The 20,226-nt window shown below is 60.4% G+C and carries 20 protein-coding genes and 2 pseudogenes; 14 read left to right on the forward strand and 8 right to left on the reverse strand.

Going from position 1 to position 20,226, the window contains the following annotated elements; all coding sequences use genetic code 11:
• The 4 genes and pseudogenes from ASC96_RS34190 to ASC96_RS28260 form a co-directional block, all read left to right on the forward strand.
• Window positions 1–359: pseudogene (locus ASC96_RS34190) on the forward strand (electron transfer flavoprotein subunit alpha/FixB family protein); the annotation flags it as partial.
• 99 nt (window positions 360–458) lie between these two features.
• Window positions 459–914, forward strand: a pseudogene (locus ASC96_RS34195) (FAD-binding protein); the annotation flags it as partial.
• Between the two features lie 230 nt (window positions 915–1,144).
• Window positions 1,145–2,017: a 3-hydroxybutyryl-CoA dehydrogenase gene (locus ASC96_RS28255; RefSeq protein ID WP_060506395.1), complete on the forward strand. Its 873-nt coding sequence runs from the start codon at window positions 1,145–1,147 to the stop codon at window positions 2,015–2,017.
• 89 nt (window positions 2,018–2,106) lie between these two features.
• A complete protein-coding gene (locus ASC96_RS28260) occupies window positions 2,107–3,702 on the forward strand; it encodes an EAL domain-containing protein (protein ID WP_060506396.1) in 1,596 nt (531 codons plus the stop codon).
• 22 nt (window positions 3,703–3,724) lie between these two features.
• Here the strand turns inward: ASC96_RS28260 and ASC96_RS28265 are convergent, their stop codons facing one another.
• Both ASC96_RS28265 and ASC96_RS28270 read right to left on the reverse strand, forming a co-directional pair.
• A complete protein-coding gene (locus ASC96_RS28265; protein ID WP_060506397.1) occupies window positions 3,725–4,309 on the reverse strand; it encodes a glutathione S-transferase N-terminal domain-containing protein in 585 nt (194 codons plus the stop codon).
• 34 nt (window positions 4,310–4,343) lie between these two features.
• Entirely contained in the window at window positions 4,344–4,811 is a 468-nt protein-coding gene (locus ASC96_RS28270) for an SRPBCC domain-containing protein (RefSeq protein WP_060506398.1), read from the reverse strand.
• Window positions 4,812–4,920: 109 nt separating this feature from the next.
• Between ASC96_RS28270 and ASC96_RS28275 the strand changes: the two genes are divergently transcribed.
• Window positions 4,921–5,958: a helix-turn-helix domain-containing protein gene (locus ASC96_RS28275; protein WP_244482362.1), complete on the forward strand. Its 1,038-nt coding sequence runs from the start codon at window positions 4,921–4,923 to the stop codon at window positions 5,956–5,958.
• Between the two features lie 5 nt (window positions 5,959–5,963).
• Here ASC96_RS28275 and ASC96_RS28280 read toward each other — a convergent pair whose 3' ends face one another.
• On the reverse strand, window positions 5,964–6,590 hold the full coding sequence (locus ASC96_RS28280) for a TlpA disulfide reductase family protein (protein WP_060506590.1): 627 nt from the start codon (window positions 6,588–6,590) through the stop codon (window positions 5,964–5,966).
• Window positions 6,591–6,674: 84 nt separating this feature from the next.
• On the opposite strand from ASC96_RS28280, the gene argH reads away from it, so the two are divergent.
• From argH to ASC96_RS28300, 4 genes are all read left to right on the forward strand, one after another.
• On the forward strand, window positions 6,675–8,078 hold the full coding sequence (argH, locus tag ASC96_RS28285; protein ID WP_060506399.1) for an argininosuccinate lyase: 1,404 nt from the start codon (window positions 6,675–6,677) through the stop codon (window positions 8,076–8,078).
• A gap of 94 nt (window positions 8,079–8,172) precedes the next feature.
• Window positions 8,173–8,367 (forward strand): lipoprotein, encoded by a 195-nt coding sequence (locus ASC96_RS28290; RefSeq protein WP_060506400.1) that lies wholly within the window; start codon window positions 8,173–8,175, stop codon window positions 8,365–8,367.
• Window positions 8,368–8,379: 12 nt separating this feature from the next.
• The gene (lysA, locus tag ASC96_RS28295) at window positions 8,380–9,648 is read left to right on the forward strand and encodes a diaminopimelate decarboxylase (RefSeq protein WP_060506401.1); all 1,269 of its coding nucleotides are present in this window, start codon (window positions 8,380–8,382) and stop codon (window positions 9,646–9,648) included.
• Between the two features lie 144 nt (window positions 9,649–9,792).
• Window positions 9,793–12,426, forward strand: a complete 2,634-nt coding sequence (locus tag ASC96_RS28300; protein ID WP_060506402.1) for a TIGR02302 family protein — start codon at window positions 9,793–9,795, stop codon at window positions 12,424–12,426.
• A gap of 98 nt (window positions 12,427–12,524) precedes the next feature.
• On the opposite strand, the gene ASC96_RS28305 is transcribed toward ASC96_RS28300, so the two are convergent.
• From ASC96_RS28305 to ASC96_RS28320, 4 genes are all read right to left on the reverse strand, one after another.
• Window positions 12,525–12,875, reverse strand: a complete 351-nt coding sequence (locus tag ASC96_RS28305; protein WP_060506403.1) for a DUF6719 family protein — start codon at window positions 12,873–12,875, stop codon at window positions 12,525–12,527.
• Window positions 12,872–13,231 carry a response regulator gene (locus ASC96_RS28310; protein ID WP_060506404.1) on the reverse strand — a complete coding sequence of 120 codons (360 nt, stop codon included), beginning with the start codon at window positions 13,229–13,231 and terminating at the stop codon, window positions 12,872–12,874. Before ASC96_RS28310 ends, ASC96_RS28305 begins: the two co-directional genes overlap by 4 nt.
• 157 nt (window positions 13,232–13,388) lie before the next feature.
• A complete protein-coding gene (hpt, locus tag ASC96_RS28315; protein ID WP_060506405.1) occupies window positions 13,389–13,934 on the reverse strand; it encodes a hypoxanthine phosphoribosyltransferase in 546 nt (181 codons plus the stop codon).
• Between the two features lie 69 nt (window positions 13,935–14,003).
• Window positions 14,004–14,672 (reverse strand): hypothetical protein, encoded by a 669-nt coding sequence (locus ASC96_RS28320; RefSeq protein ID WP_156393905.1) that lies wholly within the window; start codon window positions 14,670–14,672, stop codon window positions 14,004–14,006.
• A gap of 277 nt (window positions 14,673–14,949) precedes the next feature.
• On the opposite strand from ASC96_RS28320, the gene ftsE reads away from it, so the two are divergent.
• From ftsE to ASC96_RS28340, 4 genes are all read left to right on the forward strand, one after another.
• Window positions 14,950–15,609, forward strand: a complete 660-nt coding sequence (ftsE, locus tag ASC96_RS28325) for a cell division ATP-binding protein FtsE (protein WP_060506591.1) — start codon at window positions 14,950–14,952, stop codon at window positions 15,607–15,609.
• Complete coding sequence (locus tag ASC96_RS28330) at window positions 15,602–16,612, forward strand: ABC transporter permease (RefSeq protein WP_060506407.1); 1,011 nt, start codon at window positions 15,602–15,604, stop codon at window positions 16,610–16,612. The genes ftsE and ASC96_RS28330 overlap by 8 nt, the downstream gene beginning before the upstream one ends.
• A 100-nt stretch (window positions 16,613–16,712) precedes the next feature.
• A complete protein-coding gene (locus ASC96_RS28335; RefSeq protein ID WP_060506408.1) occupies window positions 16,713–17,408 on the forward strand; it encodes a YdcF family protein in 696 nt (231 codons plus the stop codon).
• A gap of 92 nt (window positions 17,409–17,500) precedes the next feature.
• Window positions 17,501–18,295: a 1-acyl-sn-glycerol-3-phosphate acyltransferase gene (locus ASC96_RS28340; RefSeq protein ID WP_060506409.1), complete on the forward strand. Its 795-nt coding sequence runs from the start codon at window positions 17,501–17,503 to the stop codon at window positions 18,293–18,295.
• Here ASC96_RS28340 and ASC96_RS28345 read toward each other — a convergent pair.
• Window positions 18,292–18,831, reverse strand: coding sequence for a gamma-glutamylcyclotransferase (locus tag ASC96_RS28345; RefSeq protein WP_060506410.1), 540 nt, complete (start codon window positions 18,829–18,831; stop codon window positions 18,292–18,294). The genes ASC96_RS28340 and ASC96_RS28345 overlap by 4 nt on opposite strands.
• A gap of 198 nt (window positions 18,832–19,029) precedes the next feature.
• Here ASC96_RS28345 and ASC96_RS28350 point away from each other — a divergent pair, with 198 nt between their 5' ends.
• The gene (locus ASC96_RS28350; protein ID WP_060506411.1) at window positions 19,030–20,073 is read left to right on the forward strand and encodes a DUF2125 domain-containing protein; all 1,044 of its coding nucleotides are present in this window, start codon (window positions 19,030–19,032) and stop codon (window positions 20,071–20,073) included.
• Window positions 20,074–20,226: the final 153 nt, after the last annotated feature.

Consider the following 20,226-nt stretch of genomic DNA (forward strand, 5'->3'; position numbering starts at 1 on the left):
CGCTGGCAGCCCTGATCGTGTCGCTGGCCGGTTCCTACGACACCATCATCTCGGCCGCCACCTCGACCGGCAAGAACGTTCTGCCGCGCGTTGCAGCCCTGCTCGACATTGCCCAGATCTCGGAAATCACCGAAGTGGTTTCGGCCGATACGTTCAAGCGGCCGATCTATGCCGGCAACGCCATCCAGACGGTKCAGTCCGGTGAAGCCAAGAAGGTSATCACAGTGCGCACGGCCTCGTTTGCCTCGGCAGCCGAAGGCGGCTCGGCATCGGTCGAGACCATCTCGGCCGCCGCCAATCCGGGCCTGTCGACCTTCGTCAAGGACGCCCTGTCCTCGTCGGACCGTCCGGAACTGACRTCGGCCAAGATCATCATTTCCGGCGGCCGCGCACTCGGCTCCTCGGAAAAGTTCCAGGAGGTCATCCTGCCTGTCGCCGACAAGCTCGGTGCCGCCGTNTCGGCCAAGATCATCATTTCCGGCGGCCGCGCACTCGGCTCCTCGGAAAAGTTCCAGGAGGTCATCCTGCCTGTCGCCGACAAGCTCGGTGCCGCCGTCGGCGCCTCGCGCGCTGCCGTTGACGCCGGTTACGCGCCGAACGACTGGCAGGTCGGCCAGACCGGCAAGGTCGTTGCCCCGCAGCTCTATATCGCGGTCGGCATCTCCGGCGCCATCCAGCATCTGGCCGGCATGAAGGACTCCAAAGTCATCGTCGCCATCAACAAGGACGAGGAAGCCCCGATCTTCCAGGTTGCAGGCATCTCCGGCGCCATCCAGCATCTGGCCGGCATGAAGGACTCCAAAGTCATCGTCGCCATCAACAAGGACGAGGAAGCCCCGATCTTCCAGGTTGCAGACTATGGCCTCGTCGGTGATCTCTTCACCATCCTGCCGGAGCTTGAAAAAGCGCTCTAAGCGTTTCGAGAATACAACCAACGGCCGCGCAACTCTGCACGGCCGTTTTTCGTTTTAGAAGCAATGCGTTTCCTTAACTCACAATGACCTCCACCTCGAATAAAGGCTGGAAAATTGGGCGCGATGCCTTTATCACTGGCATCTAAATACCTCGCCCCAACGGGCGCTTTGCTTTTTGCACGAACGGAAGCGCAATCGCCCTTTCGTATGGATGATGGAAAATCGGCTCGATGATCAAGAATGTCGGAATTGTTGGCGCTGGACAAATGGGCTGCGGCATTGCCCAGGTATCGGCTTCGGCCGGCTACAAGGTGCATATCTACGACATTTCGGCCGACCGCGTTGAAGCCGGTCTTGCGACCATCAACGGTAACATGGCGCGTCAGGTTTCCTCCGGCAAGCTGACAGACGAGGAGCGCAAGAAGGCGCTGTCGCGGATCAAGGGCTCGGCCGACCTTAACGATCTGTCGCCGATGGATCTGGTGATCGAAGCTGCAACCGAGGACGAAAGCGTCAAGCGCAAGATCTACGGCCAGGTCTGTCCGGTGCTGAAAGCCGACGCCATCCTTGCCACCAATACCTCTTCCCTGTCGATTACGCGGCTCGCGTCCGCGACCGACCGGCCGGAACGCTTCATGGGCATCCACTTCATGAACCCGGTTCCGGTGATGAAGCTGGTCGAACTGGTCCGCGGCATTGCCACCGAGGAAGGCACCTTTGCCACCGCCAAGGAATTCGTCGCAACGCTCGACAAGACGATCACCGTTGCCGAAGACTTTCCGGCCTTCATCGTCAACCGCATCCTCTTGCCGATGATCAACGAGGCAATCTACACGCTCTATGAAGGCGTCGGCAGCGTCGATGCCATCGACACGGCGATGAGGCTCGGCGCCAATCACCCGATGGGACCGTTGCAGCTAGCCGATTTCATCGGTCTCGACACCTGTCTGTCGATCATGCAGGTGCTGCATGATGGCCTGGCGGATTCCAAGTACCGCCCCTGCCCGCTGCTGGTCAAATATGTCGAGGCCGGCTGGCTTGGCCGCAAATCCGGCCGTGGTTTCTACGACTACCGTGGCGAAGTTCCTGTCCCGACACGCTAACCTGCGATCGCCACTAAATCAGCAGTAGAACATTCAAGCGATCTTAACCTGTTTCCGTCACGGTCCAGACCTCACAAAAAGGCCGGGCCATGACAGTTCAGCAGAAACTTCGCTTCGCAGCCTTCATGCTGTGTTTTGCCGGCCTGTTTGTCGGCGTTCTGTATTACGTTCATTCGGCTTTCATCACCTCGTGGAACGAGAAGCAACTGCGCCAGATCGCCACCGACACGGTGGTGCGCACAGAACTGGCAATCGATTCCGCCACCATGAAAATGAGTGACGTCATCGTCAACCGCAGTACATCCTGCGCAACCGTCGATCCGGCGGCGATGACCAAGGCGCTCTACGGCTCCAGCATCATGAAGAACATCCGGCTGGAAACGAAGGATGGCATCTGCTGGAGCCATGATGAAAGGGACGAGGCGCTCGAACAGTCGATCACGAACGCAAAGCCCAACCGGACCAACAGTCCCGGCTACTCGCTCTTTTCGCTTGGTTTTCCGGGGTGGGCAGGTCTCGGCGTTCGCTGGCAGTATGGCGAGCACGAAAATATCGTCGAGGTTCTCGCAACAGGCGGCTTGCTCTTTGGTATCCTGCCACAGGAACTGCGTGAAAGCGCGCTGATGCAGTTGACCCTTGAAGATGGCTCCTCCTTTGCCACCTATCGCCCCGAGCGCAAGTGGTCCACCGAGAGTGCCGGTCTCGTCACCTTCACTGAGACGTCCACCAAGTATCCCATCTCCTTGAGCATGAAGATCGATGCCGCCGCGCTGGGCCATTGGAACCAGACGCTATCACCACAGATGATCGCCGCTGCAGCGGCCTTCGGCCTGGGTTTCGGGTTTCTTGCCGCCCGCGGCATGATGCGCAACACATCCATCCTCGACAACCTCGACCGGGCCTTGTCGAGCGGTCAGATCCAACCCTATTTCCAACCGATTTTCGGTCTTGAGGACAGGGAGCTTCTTGGCTTCGAAATGCTGGCGCGCTGGATCAAGCCGGACGGCACGATGATCCCGCCACTGGCCTTCATTCCGCTTGCCGAAAGCAGCGGCCGGATCGAGCGATTGACCATGGAACTGCTCAGACAAGCGGGAGAGCAGCTTGGCGGGCTTCTCGAAGTACAAACACAACTCAAGCTGACCTTCAACGTCACGCCTGACCAGTATCTGGCTGATGATTTCGTCACGAACCTGGTCGCCAACACCACCCGCTTCAACCTTCCCCACCGTGCGCTTGTGGTCGAGGTAACCGAACGGCAGGCCATTGCCGACAAGAAACGGGCAGCGGTCGTCACCGGCAAACTGAACGATGCGGGCCTGCGCGTTGCCATCGATGATGCGGGCACGGGTCATAACGGGCTTTCGGCAATCTATGCGCTCGGTGCCAACTACCTGAAGATCGACAAATTCTTCATCGACGGGGTCACGCTCGATCGGAAATCGTCGGAACTGGTGGAGATGCTGGCCGGGCTCGCAACGAAATTCGGCATGATTGTCGTTGCCGAGGGTATCGAGACGGAAGAACAGATCACTGCGCTTCTGCAGCTGGGCATCCGGGAGGGACAGGGATTTGTCTATTCCCGCCCGGTCCCGGCCGCAGCGATCCTCGCGATGGCGGCGAAGGACATGGCTGCGCCCGGGCCAAGAAAAAAGAGCCGCGTCACTTTCCTCATGAGCGCCTGAGCGAGCTCTGGCGAGAGCAAGTCTATAGCAACCCCTCCGCCCGCAATGCGCGCTGAACTGCAGGCCGGGCCTCCACATCGGCGACATAGACAAGCAGTCTTTCAGGAACCGGCATCTCGACCATCCGCGCCCAGCGCAAGGTGACATAGAGCAAGGCATCGGCCACGCTGAACCGGTCTCCCAGCAGATAACGCCCGGCGATCTGTCCGGCAATCAGGATGAAGCGCTCCTCGACCATGCCACGCAGCATCGCGACCGCTTCGTCGCCCGGCAGGAAGAAGGAGAAGGCAAACGGCCTCTGCACTTCGGTCGACAGAAACGCCAACGTCTCGATCAGCCGGTGCCGCTCCATTCCTCCTGCTCCTTCGTGGCCAGTAGTGTGCTGATCGATCCAATCGAGGATCGCCACGGTTTCCGTCAGCGGCACGCCGTCTTCGATTTCAAGCAGCGGCACATAGCCCTTCGGATTGACGGCGAGATAGTCTCCCGGACGCTCCAGCGTCCGCGTCATGATGTCGACCTTGACCAGCACCGGCTCAAACCCGGCTTCAAGAAGGGCGATGTGGCCTGCCAATGCGCTGGTGCCCGGAGAGAAATAGTACTTCATCTCAAAAATCCTTCCATGTTGAACGACGCGGGATTCAGGCTGCAGCAGTGCGGCCAAGATAGGCGACCAAGCCTTCGAGCATCGCGCCCCAACCTTCCTTGTGCCCTTCCGGGCTATCCCCATCGAAATAGAAACCGCTCTCGGTCAGCCTCAGATCCGTACCGTTGGCCGCCGGGGCCAGTTCCAGCAAGACCGTACCGGCGAAAAGCATGCCGTTCTCATGCGACACGGTGCTCGAAGAGAGGACGAATTGATCGGTGCGAATGGCATGATAGTGGACCGTGTTGACATACGGCTTCGCGCCAGACGGGCCGAAGGTCAGGACATCGGTATGACCAGCGCGAAATTCGAAGACCTGATAGGCCATCTCCCACCCGTCCCCCGGTGCGCTCCAGTCAAGAAGTGCCTCGCGGCTTGACCAGGCAGCAAAGACCTCTGCCGGTGCCGCGGCAAGAGTGCGTTCAAAAACGATGGTTGCGTGATCGATATGCTGAATTGTCATGGGCTTGCTCTCTGTGCGGTGTTGAATATGCGGGAACCCTAGCTGCTTACAGTGGCGCCCTTTAGTGGCAGGATGGACAAAACCGGGGCATACGTGCCAAATTGCCATCATGTTTCCAAAACAGTTCACGCCCCCGCCGCTGCGCATCAGTATTCTGGTTTTGCCGGAAACCGCGCCGATGGCCGTCTACGGGCTCTATGAAGTGCTTGGTTCGGTTGGAAAAATCTGGCCGCAATTGACCGGCGAGACGGAGAAGGTCCGCGGCATCGTCCCCCGCATCGTTGCAAAGACTGCAGAGCCTTTCCAATCCGTCATCGGCGTTCCCATCACACCGCAGGCATCAATCAGCGACGACAATGACGCCGATGTGGTAATCGTCTGCGATATCGAGTTGCCGCTGCGAGGTAGCCCTGAGGGCCGATGGGCGGAGGAAATTGCCTGGGCGCGCGCAGCCCTTGCGAGAGGTGCGCTGGTGTGCTCGACCTGCAGCGGGTCCGTTCTGCTGGCCGAGGCTGGCCTTCTCGACGGATGCGACGCCGCTTCGCACTGGAGTGCGGCAGAACTGTTTCGCGACCGCTATACGCGCGTTCGCTTCCGGCCCGACCGTATTCTTTGCGACAGCGGCCATGAGGGCCGGCTACTCACCGCCGGTGGCGCATCCTCCTGGCAGGACCTGTCGTTGTACTTGATTGGCCGCTATTGCGGATCCGCAGAGGCCATGCGTGCCGCAAAGATCTTTCTGATCGGCGATCGCAGTGGCGGACAACTACCCTTTGCCGCGATGACGCGTCCGCGCCAGCATGACGATGCCGTGATCGCTGAAAGCCAGACCTGGATTGCCGATCATTATCCGGAGCCAAACCCGGTGACGAGGATGGTCGCGCAATCGGGTCTTGCCGAACGCACCTTCAAGCGGCGGTTCACCAATGCGACCGGCTATACGCCGGTCGACTATGTGCAGGCGATCCGCATCGAGGAAGCCAAGCAGATGCTGGAAACCACCCGTGACAGCATCGACGGCATTGCCGCCGAGGTCGGCTACGAAGACCCGACGTTCTTCCGCCGCCTGTTCAAGCGGATCACCAGCCTCAGCCCGGCGCAATACCGGCAGCGGTTCCAGACCGCTGGCATCCGTCAGGGTGCTTGAAAGGCCTAAACCCCGCCGGCGGCGGCCTTGATCAGCGCCCTGGCATCGTCGCTATCCCATGCGGCCGGCCCGTTCATCGACGAGATCAGGCAACCCTTGTCGTCCATCAGCAGCGTGACAGGCAGGCCAAAGGCCAGGCCTTCCTTCTTCAGCGAATTGAAAACGCCCATCGATGCATCACGGTAATAGCCGAGGTCATGCACGCCGGTTTCGTTGAGAAATGCCGTCGGCTTCTCATCGTCACCGATATCGATATTGACGGCAACCACCTCGAACTTGTCGCTCCCCGCAGCCTTTTGCAGCGCATTGAGGGCCGGCATCTCTTCGCGGCAAGGGCCGCACCATGTCGCCCAGAGATTGAGCAGCACGGTCTTGCCGCCAAAATCGGCAAGCGTCAGATCCTTGCCATCCTTGCCGTTGAAACTGAGGCTGGACATGGAGCGCGGCTCGCTGACCGGCGCCATCGCGGCGACCTGGCCCTTGAGGAACGGTGTGATGGCCGCAACCTTGCCTTTTGCCGCTTCGCAGATCTTGGCGTCTGCGGTTTCCACCGCCACACCATTGCCAGACCCGCTTTCCCTGACGTATACCGCTGCCGCACCGGCGATCACGCCTCCAAGGGCAGCGATCATTACCAGTCTGGCAGGAGGAAAGCGTTTCTTCTTGTCGTTTACTTCATTTTCCAAAACGGGTCATTCTCCAGGGCGGGCATCTTCATGGCTGACGGCACTTCTGAAACCAAAAGCTCCAACCAGATGTGGGGCGGTCGCTTTGCTCAAGGACCGGCGGCGATCATGGAGGAGATAAATGCCTCGATCGGCTTCGACAAGAAGCTTTTCGCCCAAGACATCCGCGGCTCAATGGCGCATGCGACCATGCTGGCGCATCAAGGCATCATTTCGGCCGATGATAAAGACAAGATCGTTCACGGCCTGAGCACGATCCTGTCAGAGATCGAAAGCGGCCAGTTCGAATTCTCCCGCCGGCTCGAAGACATCCATATGAACGTGGAAGCACGGCTTGCAACCCTGATCGGCCCGGCCGCCGGACGCCTGCACACAGCGCGCTCGCGCAACGACCAGGTGGCGCTCGACTTCCGCCTGTGGGTAAAGGAAGAGTTGCAAAAATGCGAGGGAATGCTGACGAGCCTGATCGCGGCCTTCCTCGACCGCGCCGAAGAGCACGCCGAGACGGTGATGCCAGGCTTTACCCATTTGCAGACGGCCCAGCCGGTGACCTTCGGCCATCACTGCATGGCCTATGTCGAAATGTTCGGCCGCGACCGCCAGCGCGTGCGCCACGCCATCGAGCATATGGACGAAAGCCCGATCGGTGCTGCAGCACTCGCCGGCACCGGCTTTCCGATCGACCGCCACATGACCGCCAAGGCGCTTGGTTTCCGCGAGCCGACCCGCAATTCGATCGACACCGTTTCGGATCGCGATTTCGCGCTGGAATTCCTGTCAATCGCCTCGATCTGCGCCGTGCATCTGTCGCGGCTGGCCGAAGAAATCGTCATCTGGTCGACACCGCAATTCGGCTTCGTGCGCCTGTCGGATGCGTTTTCGACCGGCTCCTCGATCATGCCGCAGAAGAAGAACCCGGACGCTGCCGAACTGGTACGCGCCAAGACCGGCCGCATCAACGGCTCGCTGATCGCGCTTCTGACCGTGATGAAGGGCCTGCCGCTCGCCTATTCCAAGGACATGCAGGAAGACAAGGAACAGGTCTTCGACAGCGCCGAGAGCCTGGAACTGGCAATTGCAGCGATGACCGGCATGGTCCGCGACATGACCATTCGTGCTGACCGGATGAAGGCCGCTGCAGGCTCCGGCTATTCCACCGCTACCGATCTTGCTGACTGGCTGGTGCGCGAAGCGGGGCTTCCCTTCCGCGACGCCCACCACGTCACTGGCCGCGCCGTGGCGCTGGCCGAACAGAAGGCCTGCGAACTGGCTGAACTTTCTCTCGAAGACCTGCAGACGATCCATCCGGATATCACCGACAAGGTGTTCGGCGTGCTGACGGTCGAGGCTTCGGTTGCCAGCCGCACATCATTTGGCGGCACAGCGCCGAGCGAAGTCAGGAAGCAGATTGCCTGGTGGCGGACCCGCAACTGAGAATACGATTCAGGGTGCACAATGCCCCGAAAAGCCGTTATGAGTTTTGGCGAATTTGCGAAGAAGGGCTGATTGCCCGGACCGGGAACCATCGATGCTGTCACGAAACACCACCATTCTGCTTGCAGTCCTTGCCATTGCCGGCCTGACGCTGTCCGGCTGCGGGCGCAAGGGCGACCTCGATCGTCCGGGCTCCTCCGCTCCGATCAACACCAAGGCGGTACCCGGCAGCGTTGAAAAACAGGACGAAGCGCGCGGCAAGCCCTTCTTCCTTGATCCCCTCCTGTAACAGAGCACACTCGTGAACCATTTCGAATATCGTGACGGCATTCTGTTTGCTGAAGACGTCTCCGTCATCGACATCGCCAAGGCGGTGGGAACCCCGTTCTACTGCTATTCTACCGCAACGCTGGAACGGCACTACTCGGTCTTCTCCAAGGCATTTTCCGATATTGACGCCATGGTCTGTTACGCCATGAAGGCCAATTCCAACCAAGCCGTACTGAAGACGCTCGGCCGTCTGGGCGCCGGTGTCGACGTGGTATCCGGCGGCGAACTGCGCCGGGCGCTGGCAGCCGGCATCCCGGCCAGCCGCATCATGTTTTCCGGCGTCGGCAAGACCGCCGCCGAAATGGACCTGGCGCTCGACGCCGGTATCTACTGCTTCAACGTCGAATCCGAGCCGGAGTTGGAAGTGCTCAATGCCCGCGCCGTGCGCGAAGGCAAGAAGGCGCATGTGTCCTTCCGCATCAACCCGGATGTCGACGCCAAGACCCATGCCAAGATTTCGACCGGCAAGAAAGAAAACAAGTTCGGCATCGCCTATGAGCGCGCCCGCGCCGTTTATGCCCATGCCGCGACCCTGCCCGGTATTCAGGTGACCGGCATAGACATGCATATCGGCAGCCAGATCACCGAGCTGCAACCTTTCGCCGACGCTTTCAAACTGTTGCGCGAGCTGGTCGATACCCTGCGCGCCGACGGCCACAACATCGATCACGTCGACGTTGGCGGCGGCCTTGGCGTGCCCTACAAGCTGGACAACAACCCGCCGCCCCTGCCCGACGCCTACGCGACGATCGTCAAGGACCAGCTGCGCGAACTCGGCTGCAAGATCGTCATGGAGCCCGGCCGGCTGATCGTCGGCAATGCCGGCATAATGGTGACGGAAGTCGTCTACGTGAAGGACGGCGGCTCGAAGACCTTCGTCATCGTCGATGGTGCCATGAACGACCTGATCCGCCCGACGCTCTACGACGCCTATCACGAAATCCAGCCGGTGCGGATTTCCGCCGCCAACGCGCCGCGTATCAAGGCCGACATTGTCGGTCCGGTCTGCGAGACCGGCGATTATCTGGCGCTCGACCGGGAAATGGCCATGCCGAAGCCCGGCGACCTGATTTCGATAGGTACCGCCGGCGCCTATGGTGCGGTGCAGGCAGGCACCTATAACAGCCGTTTGCTGGTGCCCGAGGTTCTTGTCAACGGCGATCGCTTCCACGTGATTCGTCCGCGCACGACCTATGAGGACCTGATCGGGCTGGATTCCGTGCCTGACTGGCTCGACTGACGGCCTTTCAGCAGCTCCCGGTCCGGCGTTGTTGATAGCACCGCGGCGGACCACCGAAATCGATCACGATTGCGTTGCCGCCCTCGTCTTCGCCACAAAGAGTGTTATCCTTCGCGGTACGTTTCAAACGTTGAAAGGGAACGGATGACGGAAATCCGGCGGGACAGCTCGACGGCGGCGGCAGGCTTCATGCGAAGCCTTGCGGTCAAGCGGACGCTTGCGCGTATCGTCCTTATCGCCGAACAGATGGCGCCCCGCGCCCTGCCGCTCATTGCCATCGTCTTGCTGTTTCTCTCCGCCGCCTGGTTCGGTTTCTTCCGCACCGCCCCCGGCTGGCTGCATGTCACCGCCCTGATAGCCTTTGCCGCTGCCTTCGTCGCCGTATTGATCCCGCTGCTGCGCATCCGCATTCCCGGCAATACCGAGGCCGACCGGATGCTGGAGGAGCGCAACCACCTGCCGCATCAGGCAATCCGAGTTCAGGACGATCAACCGGCCACCAGCGGCGCCTTCGGCCAGGCGCTCTGGCAGGAGCATCAGACCCGCATGGCGCGGATGATCGGTTCGCTACAAGCTGGACTGCCCAAACCGGACATCGCCCGCACCGACAGCTATGGCCTGCGTGCGGTTCCGGTGCTGCTTGCCTGCGTTGCCTTTGCCTATTCCTACTCAAACCGCGCCGGTCTGATTTCCGATGCCTTCCGCCCGCCGCAGCAGATCGCCGCGATACCCGATGTGCGCATTGATGCCTGGGTGACGCCGCCTGCCTATACTGGCAGGGCGCCGGTTTTTCTGACGGACAGGCAGGGCGCTGAACAGATTGCCGGCAGCGCAGAGCCGCTGCGTATCCCGCAGTTCAGCGAATTGACCGTGCGCATCACCAGCGGCGGTGAAGGCACGCCCGTCACGTATCTGGAAGACGGCGCGGCCCAACCGCTGGTAATCGCCGCACAGGCGGCCAAACCCGGCAAGGACGGCAAAGTACCTGTGGTAGCTGCTGCTGCCGATCCGGCAAAACCCGGCAGCGACACCCATATGATGAAGATCACCAAGGACGGTTCGCTCTTTGTTGGTGGCGAACAATGGGCCTTCACGGTGATCCCCGACAGCGTTCCGGATATTGCCTTCGACGGCATTCCGCGCACTACGGTCAACGCTGCGCTCGAAATTGGTTTTGCAGCCAAGGACGATTACGGCATCCAGGATGCCTGGGCCGAAATCGTCCCTCTGGACAAGCAGGCTGCCGATGCGCGGCCGCTTTATCCCCTGCCGGAATACCGCCTCGATCTGCCCAAGCGCAACGCCCGCGAGGCCAAGGGGCTGACCAGCCGCAACTTGAGCGAACACCCGCTTTCTGGAAAGCGCGTCCGCGTCACGCTGGTTGCCAAGGATGCCGCCGGACAGGAAGGCCGCAGTGTGCCACAGGACATGATTCTGCCCGCCCGTCCCTTCTTCGAACCTTTGGCCGGAGCGGTCGCCGAAGAGCGGCAGGTGTTTGCGCTCAATGCCAACGATCTGCCACGCGCGATTGAACTTAACGACGCCCTCTCGGTGCGGCCCGACGAAACCATCCCGAACCTGACGCACTTCCTGCTTCTGCAATCGGCCCGAACCCGCATGGCGCTTTCGCGCAATGACGACATGCTGCGCGATGCAGCAGCCTATCTCTGGGATATCGCACTCGGCATCGAAGGTGGCGACATGGCGCTGGCCGACAAGCGGCTGCGCGATGCTCAGCAGAAGCTGTCCGAGGCGCTGGAAAGAGGCGCATCGGACGAAGAAATCACCAAGCTGATGCAGGAACTGCGCGACGCCATGAAGGACTACATGGAGGCGCTGGCCAAGCAGGCGGCAAAGAACCCGCAAGTGGCGGCCAACCCCAACCAGAACAACGTGCTGCGTCAGCAGGATCTGGAAAAGATGATGAACCAGATCGAAAACCTCGCCAAATCCGGCGCCAAGGATCAGGCGCGCCAGATGCTGTCGGAAATGCAGCGCATGATGAACAATCTCCAGGCCGGCCGGCCTCAGCAACAGCAGCAGGGCCAGGAAAACAGCGAGATGCGCAAGCAGATGGACAAGCTCGGCCAGCTGATGCAGGAGCAGCAGCAACTGATGGACGAGACGTTCAAATACGATCAGGCCCTGCGCGACCGCATGCAGCGCGGCGATCCGCTGGAGGGAGAGGACCATGAACTCTTCGACCAGGAGATGCCGCAGGAACCCGGCCAGCAGCAGGATCAAAATGCCCAGCAGCCCGGCCCGCTCGACAATATGACGGCGGAAGAACTGAAGCAGGCGCTAAAAGACATGCAGGCGCAGCAGGACCAGCTGGGCAAGCAGCTTGGTGAATTGCAGAAGGGCCTTGAAGGCATGGGCATCAAGCCCGGCAAGGGTTTTGGCGAGGCTGGCCGCGAAATGAAGGGCGCTTCCGGCGCTCTCGGCAAGGGCCAGGGCGAACAGGCTGTCGGTAGCCAGGGCCGCGCATTGCAGGCGCTGCGTGATGGCGCGCAGGACATGATGCAACAGATGCAAAGCCAGGGCCAAGGCCCCGGGCAAGGCCAGGGCGTGCCGCAATATGGCCAGAACGGCCGTGACCCACTGGGCCGCCGCCAGCAGAACGCTGGGCCGGACTTTGGCGATCAAGTCAAGGTGCCTGATGAAATCGATACGCAGCGCGCCCGCGAAATCCTCGACGAAATCCGCCGCCGCCTTGGCACCAACTCGTCGCCGGAGACGGAGCGGCAATATCTGGAAAGGCTGTTGGATATTCGGTGAAGGCCAGCTCCCAAACGCGCCGCATCAAGATGCGGTGCCGCTCCACAGCCAGAGCGGCGCAAGAACAGGCCTAAAGCACCGACATTTTCGCCGGCTTCTCAGAATGGCTTGCTGATACAGGCGTATTTCCGGTCCAGGCCCAATCTCATATTTCCGCCGGTCACCTGTTTGATTTTACCCGCGCCACACGAGTTATCATCAACCAGAACCTTGATCCCGCTTTGAATTTTCCCGGGACGGGGTTCCGTTTGGTATATTTTCGGGCCTTTGTGGCCGGTTGCCTGCGTACATCCCACCAAGAAAAACGGAAATAGAAAAAGAACCATAGCTTTCTTCATCACGCCCCTCAGCAACGAACCATTAATAAAGCATCTCACTTTAATAATTTTAGGGATAATGAAAACAAGAAAAATTGTGAGACCGGAAAGTCTAAAGCCGACGCCGCTCAAGCCGCCAATGCAACGGCAACGGCCTTGCGAATATCCGGCAGCGAAAACGGCTTGGAGACCACATCGATAACCTTGCCGGTCAGATTGTCGGCCCGCTCGCGCTGTTCGGCATAGCCGGTCATCAACAGGATCTTCAATGCCGGAAAGGCGGCTGATGCCTGGTGGGCAAGCTCGATACCGTCCATCACGGGCATACGGATATCGGAAAGCAGCAGGTCGAATCTATCGCCCTGAAGGCAGGCAAGGCCCTCGGCGCCATCGGCAGCCTCGACGGTCTCATGACCATCCAGCTGCAAGGCGCGGGCAACGAAACGGCGCAGGCCGTCCTCATCTTCGGTAATCAGGATTTTCGCCATCATGGCCTCCGTTTCGGCAACAGCTCTGCCGGGACGTTTGCCATGACGGCATCCGGTCCCTGACCCGCAGCACAGGCTGCGGGTCAACACCACCAGAGTTTTGTTTGTTTTCCGTAAACGCGGATGGCCAGATCAGGGACTGTCCACAGGCGGATGATTATTCGGCATCGCCAGTGACAATGCCGACGAACGGCAGCTCGCGGAAAGCATAGGCCACATCCATACCGTAGCCGACGACAAAATAGTCGGGGCATTCGAAACCGACATAATCGGCTTCGAGATCGGTCTGGCGCTTGACCTTTTTGTCGAGCAGAACGGCGATTGTCACCGATTTTGCGCCGCGCTCCAGCATCAGTTCCTTGGCGAAGCGCAGCGTGCGGCCCGACTCAAGAATGTCATCAATCAGCAGAACATCGCGGCCATGCACGTCGCTGTCGATGTCCTTGATGATCTTGACGCCCTGCGACACCGTGCCTGTGCCATAGCTGGACAGCGTGATGAACTCGACTTCCGGCGCAAGGCCGACGGCGTGCATCGCGCGGATGAGATCGGCGGCGAAGATGAACGAGCCCTTGAGGACGGCGATGACCAGGAGGTCATTGAGCGGTCCCTTGGCAATTTCTTCCGCCATTTCAACGTTTCGCGCCGAAATGACCTCGGCAGTATAAAGCGGATCGATGTTCTTTCCACGAACGACGGGCATGGGAATGGTCTCCAGAAATAAAAATGGAGACTGCGTTTTATGCCTCCGGAACCTAGCCGCTTAGCACAGTCAGGGCGCCGAATCACCCGGTTGGCCGAAGGAAACGGCCACGCCCGGCAGTTTTCCACCTGTGTGTAGGAGACGGGTCGAGAACGGGCGGCTCTCGCCGGGGGCCAGAACAGCCTGGCCTTGCTCAATCCGCGTGGCCGTCCGCCGATGTCCATTGGCAACCACATCGACCAGGAGTGGGGGAACCATCTTCGGTGCATCGGATTGATTTTTGACTGCACCATAGACCGACAGGATCTTCATGCCGTTGGCATCATTGAGCGATGTGGTGACATCACTGATCGACAATGCCTGTACAGGGGCAATATCGGGCTGGTACTGGGGCAGGCTGGCAAACAGCACGAAGACCGGGGCACACAGGCAGGTGACGAGGACGGCAAATGCCTTGGGGGATGCCGTCTGGAGCAGGCGCTCGAAATGGTTCACCACTCGCCCGAACCCAGATGCTACACGATGCGGGTTCTGGTTCGCCGGGACTGCAGTGCGCATCCGATTGTCGTTGAAGACGGGATAGACGTTACGCCGGCCATTTGCCGTCACGGTTTCGAATTCGGCATCGACGATATTGGTGCGATCGGGCATGCCCCTTGCGGGCGTGGCCCGCCCCCGCCGCTCAGGCGGCAGAAAATCCATGCGGGTTGCGGTGCCGTTGGAACGGAAAGCGTTCATCGTCTCTCCTTCGCAGCCACGCTGGCCGCGCCAGAATGCCCGGGGCATCGACAGGCCAGAATCGGGCATTGAAACAAACCTTTCTCAGACGTAAACCTAAATGGTTAATGCTTCGAAAACGGCGCTGCCAGAGTGCGTGTTTTCACGCTAAATTAACTACTGTTTAACCATGTTGGCGCTGTAACAGCGAATATCGCGCCATATGCTGCAACAAGGGCCATCAGCCTGCCGCGAACAGGTGGCATGCTGGATTGAAGAGAAGCTGGACACTGACCCGTTGATTCATTTTGAAAATGTCGGATTGCGCTATGGAATGGGCCCGGAAATTCTCCGCGACCTGACCTTCGACATTCCCAAGAAATCATTCCAGTTCCTGACCGGCCCTTCGGGTGCCGGCAAAACGACGCTGCTGCGGCTGCTGTTTTTATCGCTGCAGCCGACACGCGGCTTGATCCGCATGTTCGACCGCAACATCTCGACCATTCCCCGCGACGAATTGCCAATGCTGCGCCGCCGCGTCGGCATCGTTTTCCAGGATTTCCGCCTGCTCGATCATCTGACGACATACGAGAACGTCGCTCTACCGTTGCGCGTGCGCGGCAAAGACGAATCGTCCTACCGCTCCGACGTTCTCGAACTGCTTGGCTGGGTCGGACTTGGCGAGCGCATCAATGTTTTGCCGCCAGTTCTTTCCGGCGGAGAAAAACAGCGCGCAGCCATTGCCCGCGCGCTGATCGACCGGCCGGAAATTCTGCTTGCCGACGAACCGACCGGCAACGTCGACCCGCCGATGGCGCGCCGCCTGCTCAATCTGTTCCTCGAACTCAATCGGCTCGGTACCGCTGTCGTCATCGCCACCCATGATCTTTCGCTGATGGATCAGGTCGAAGCGCGGCGGATGATTCTTTCCCAAGGGCGGCTCGATATCTATGAGTGAAGCGCCCGCCAGCAATCACGCCGGTCAGACCGCGCCGCAGGAGCGCAAGGCATCGCTGCGTGTGCGTCCAACGGCGCCGATCGTCCCGCCCGCAAACGTCTCCGGCAATGCGCTGGTGCTGGTCATCGCCATCATGGCCTTCCTCGCCTGCCTAACGCTCGGTGCCGTCAGCATGGTGCGCTCGACGGCGCAAAGCTGGGAAAGCCAGATTTCCCGCGAGATCACCATTCAGATCAAGCCGGACGAAAAGCTCGACATGGAAAAGGCGCTGGCCGACGCCCGCGACCTTGCCCTGACCTTCGAGGGCACCACCAACGGCACCATCGTCGACAAGGCAGCGACCGCACGGTTGCTGGAGCCGTGGCTGGGAGCCGGGCTCGATCTTGACGACCTGCCGGTGCCACGCCTCGTGATCATCACCATCGACGAGCAGAACCCGCCGGACTTTGCGGCGATGCGGACGATGCTGACGGAGACCATTCCGCAAGCCTATCTCGACGATCACCGCACCTGGGTCGACCGGCTGGTGGCGATGGCGCATACAACGGCCCTGATCGGTACCGGCATCCTGGTGCTGGTGTTTTCCGCGATGGTGCTGACCGTGATCTTTGCCACGCGCGGGACGCTGTCGGGCAACCGGCACATCGTCGAGGTCTTGCATTTCGTCGGCGCGGAGGCCGGGTTCGTCGCTTCCGAGTTCCAGAAGCACTTCTTGAAGATCAGCCTGAAGGGCGCAGGCGCAGGCGGGCTTCTGGCAGCGGCCTGTTTTGCGATCGCGGGCTTCTGGCAATCGCGCTCGCTGGCCACCCCGCAGAGCGACCAGACGACGGCCATGTTCGGCAGCTTCTCCATCGGCTTTACCGGCTATCTTGGCATTGCCGCCATCATGATTGTCATCGCGCTGCTCACGACGCTCACGGCCCGCTTCACGGTGATGCGGACCATCGACGAGATCGATCTGATCCGGTCGGACCCGGCTCGCATCGACGGCAATCAGACCTGATCGTCATGATTGCTTTGTCCTGCATCCATCCGTTGCCGCAATCTGCTTCTATGGAAGAATCGGAAGCGGTCCTGATTCTAGCGGAGCAGCCGGAACAGCAATGAGCGACAACGGCGAAACACGGCGGAGGGGAGCGCTGGTGCGACGGCATGTAAGCCTTCGCCGCAGGATCGTGCGCGTAACGTTTTATGTGCTGCTGCTGATTGCCGGTCTTGCCGCAGCCAGCTTTCTCTATTTTGCCGATTCGGTCGCCTCGCTGCAACCGCCAGCCAACCCGAAGGCCGATGCGATCGTTGTTCTGACCGGAGGCTTCCAGCGGATCGACCAGGCTGTCGAGCTGCTGCAGACTGGTGCCGGAAAAAGGCTGTTGATCTCGGGCGTCCACCCGTCGACGACAGGCGGCCAGATTCGCCGCAACACCCAGAGTTCGGCAGATCTGTTCAAGTGCTGCGTCGATATCGGCCATGATGCGATCGATACGATCGGCAATGCCAACGAGACGGCGAACTGGATCCGCGACAACGGCTACCGCAGTATTCTGGTCGTCACCAACAACTACCATATGCCGCGCAGCCTGCTGGAACTGCGCCGGGCCAATCCGGGCATCGAATTCATCGCCTATCCCGTCGTCAATTCCGACCTGAAAAGCACCAACTGGCTGGCAAATCCGATGGTGTTGAAGACGATCCTGCTGGAATATCTCAAGCTGACGATCGCGTCGGCGCGCGATGCGCTGGGCGCTCATCCGGCAAGCGGACTGCGCACCGAAACGAAAGACGCCGGTAGCAAGCAATAGACATCCTGCCGGATCTCGCGAACCCAGCTGTTTTCCTTGCCGGAATATTCGTGTAGGCAGCGGGACAACCTTTTTGCTGCGAAAGCCTGCCGATGATCATCCTGCGTTCAGTCCTGTTCAACATCGTGTTCTACATCAACCTGATCCTCCAGATGGTCGTGATGACGCCGTTCTACTTCCTGGCGCCGCGCAAGACCTCATGGTTCGTTCCGAAAAACTGGGCGCGCAGCAATCACTGGCTGTTCAAGGTCATCGTCGGCACGACGTTCGAGATCGAAGGCCTGGAGAACATTCCCAAGGATGGATACATCTTTGCCCCCAAGCACCAGTCGTTCTGGGACGTTTATGCGCTCCTGCCCTGGCTGTCCGATCCCTTCTTCATCTTGAAGCGCGAGCTTGTCTGGATCCCCCTCTTTGGTTGGTACATCCAAAAGCAGCGCATGGTCCCGGTCGATCGCGGCGCACGCGGCAAGGTGATGGCGGCGGTAATGAAACGCGCCCATGACGAGATGGCGACAGGCCGTCAGCTGATCATCTACCCCGAAGGTACCCGCCGTCCGCCCGGCGCTCCACCCGAGTACAAATATGGTATTGCGAGGCTCTACCGCGACCTGAAAATGCCCGTCGTGCCCGTTGTCATGCATCCGGGTCTGTTCTGGCCGCGCCGCAAGTTCCTGCGGTATCCCGGCCATTTCAAGGTGCAGATCCTGCCGCCGATCGAAGCAGGGCTCGATCCGGACGTGTTCCTGAAGAGGCTCGTTGACGTGATGGAAACTGCCAGCGATGCGCTGCTGGTGGAGACGGTGAAGAACAATCCGCACGTCCCGCTGCCGCCGACGGCCGTCCAGCGCCTGAAAGAGCTCAAGGAGTTGGGCGCTCAAGCCTAATGCTTCGTCCTCTCGATGAGAGCAGCCACCTCTTCCAACCAATGATCGCGAATGCCCATTTCCTTCAGGTGGGCAAGCGTGTTGACCAGATAATCCGTATTGGGTCCTGATTTCCCATGGGAAACGGCCACGGTCGCGGCTGCGTCCTCGGCGCTCAGCGCGCCGGCATATTGCGCATGACCGCGGTCGATCGTGTAGGTGAGAGCTGCGACGCGGCGGCCGTCTGCAAGCAAGACCGGCATGGTGCGCTCGAGATAAACATGGGTGACCAGTTCACGCTCGCGCAGGTAGCCGATAACGTCTTCCTTGTCCTTCAAGGCCACCTTGAATGCCATGCCGCGGCAGGAACCGCCATGGTCGAGACCGAGCACGAGACCGGGGCGTTCCGGGGTTCCCCGGTGCACGAAAGAGCGGACACAGAGCGAGCGCCGATAACCGAACGCCCGGGCTGTCATCTTGTCCTCGAAGGCAAAGCCGGGGTTCCACATCAGCGAACCGTAGCCAAACACCCAAAAATCGTCCATATCCACTGCCATTCACATCCATGCCATTCCGGCGCCACAAACCACGGCCAGGAGCGGCGGACAGTCCACTCTGATGTTTTCCTAGCGCATCTGCCCGGCAATCGGAATCGATTTCCTCCACGCTTTTGAAGCACGGCGGCGGTAAACGGCCAGAGCGGCAGACCAGAAATTCTCGTGCCGCAGCGTCGCGGACGAACGACGGAGCAGACCATGACCGCAGCAGATATCGCCGCCCCCTCCGCCGGCAGCCGGAAAATCAGACGGCTGGCGATCGGCGTCGTGCTGTTCCTCATCGTCTATGCCGGCGCGTGGTTTTTCGCGGCCAACCAGATCGAGACGCGGCTGGCCGCCTTTCTGACAGAGAAGAAGGCCAGCGGCTCATCGGCGGAATGCGACGATTTGAGCGTGCGCGGCTTCCCCTTCCGTATCGGCGTGTTCTGCGACAGCGTCCGCCTCGATAACATTTCACGCGGAGCATCGGCCTCCTTCGGCGCGCTGCGCTCGGCGGCACAAGTCTACCGGCCGGGCCATGCCATCATCGAACTCGACGGTCCGGCCGAAATCCGCTTTTCGCCCGGCATGACTGTCTCTGCCGATTGGGAATTGCTCCACGCCAGCGCGAACGCAACGCTATCCGGCCTCGACCGCACATCGCTCACCTATGACAAGCTGGCTGGCACGGCGATGCTACCGTCCTTCGACGACGACGCTGCACCGGGTGACATGCACAAATTCATCTTCAATGCCGGACATGGCGAGGCGCATTTTCGCCAGAACGGCGCTGATCTCGACGCGGCCCTCAGTGTCGATCAATTCGATCTGAAGCTGGACAAGGGATTAAGCCTGCTGCCCCTCCTTAACGCCAGCGTCGACATGACCTTCGCCGATCGCGCCAATCTGATGCAGCGTGGCGGGTGGAAGCCGGATGCCCTGCGCGGCAGCAAGGGCGAGATGCGCAACCTGACGCTCGATCTCGGCAACGGCATGGTGACATCAGCGTCCGGCCCGTTCACCGTCAACGACCAAGGGCTGATCTCGGGCGAATTCAGCGTCACCATGAAGAATATCGAGGGCTGGCGTCAGAACCTCGTCAAGGTCTTCACCGACGAGGATGGCACGGTGATGGTCAACAATATTGCCAACATGCTGACGGCCCTGGCCGACGGCAAGAACGAGGCAACGGTGAAGCTGAATGTCCGCGACGGGATCGCGTTTCTGGCGTTCTTCCCGATTGGGGAACTGCCGCAGCTTTGAGGTTGGCTGGATAAAACCAAAGCAAGCCTCCCAGCGTCACACGCCCCTCATCCGCCCTGTCGGGCACCTTCTCCCCCTAAACGGGGCGAAGGGATATGCGGCTCACTCCGTCGTCCTCTCTCCCTGCTTGCGGGGAGAGGGCTAGAGTGAGGG

The organism is Rhizobium sp. Root1204, from assembly GCF_001424965.1.
Taxonomy (GTDB): Bacteria; Pseudomonadota; Alphaproteobacteria; order Rhizobiales; family Rhizobiaceae; genus Pararhizobium.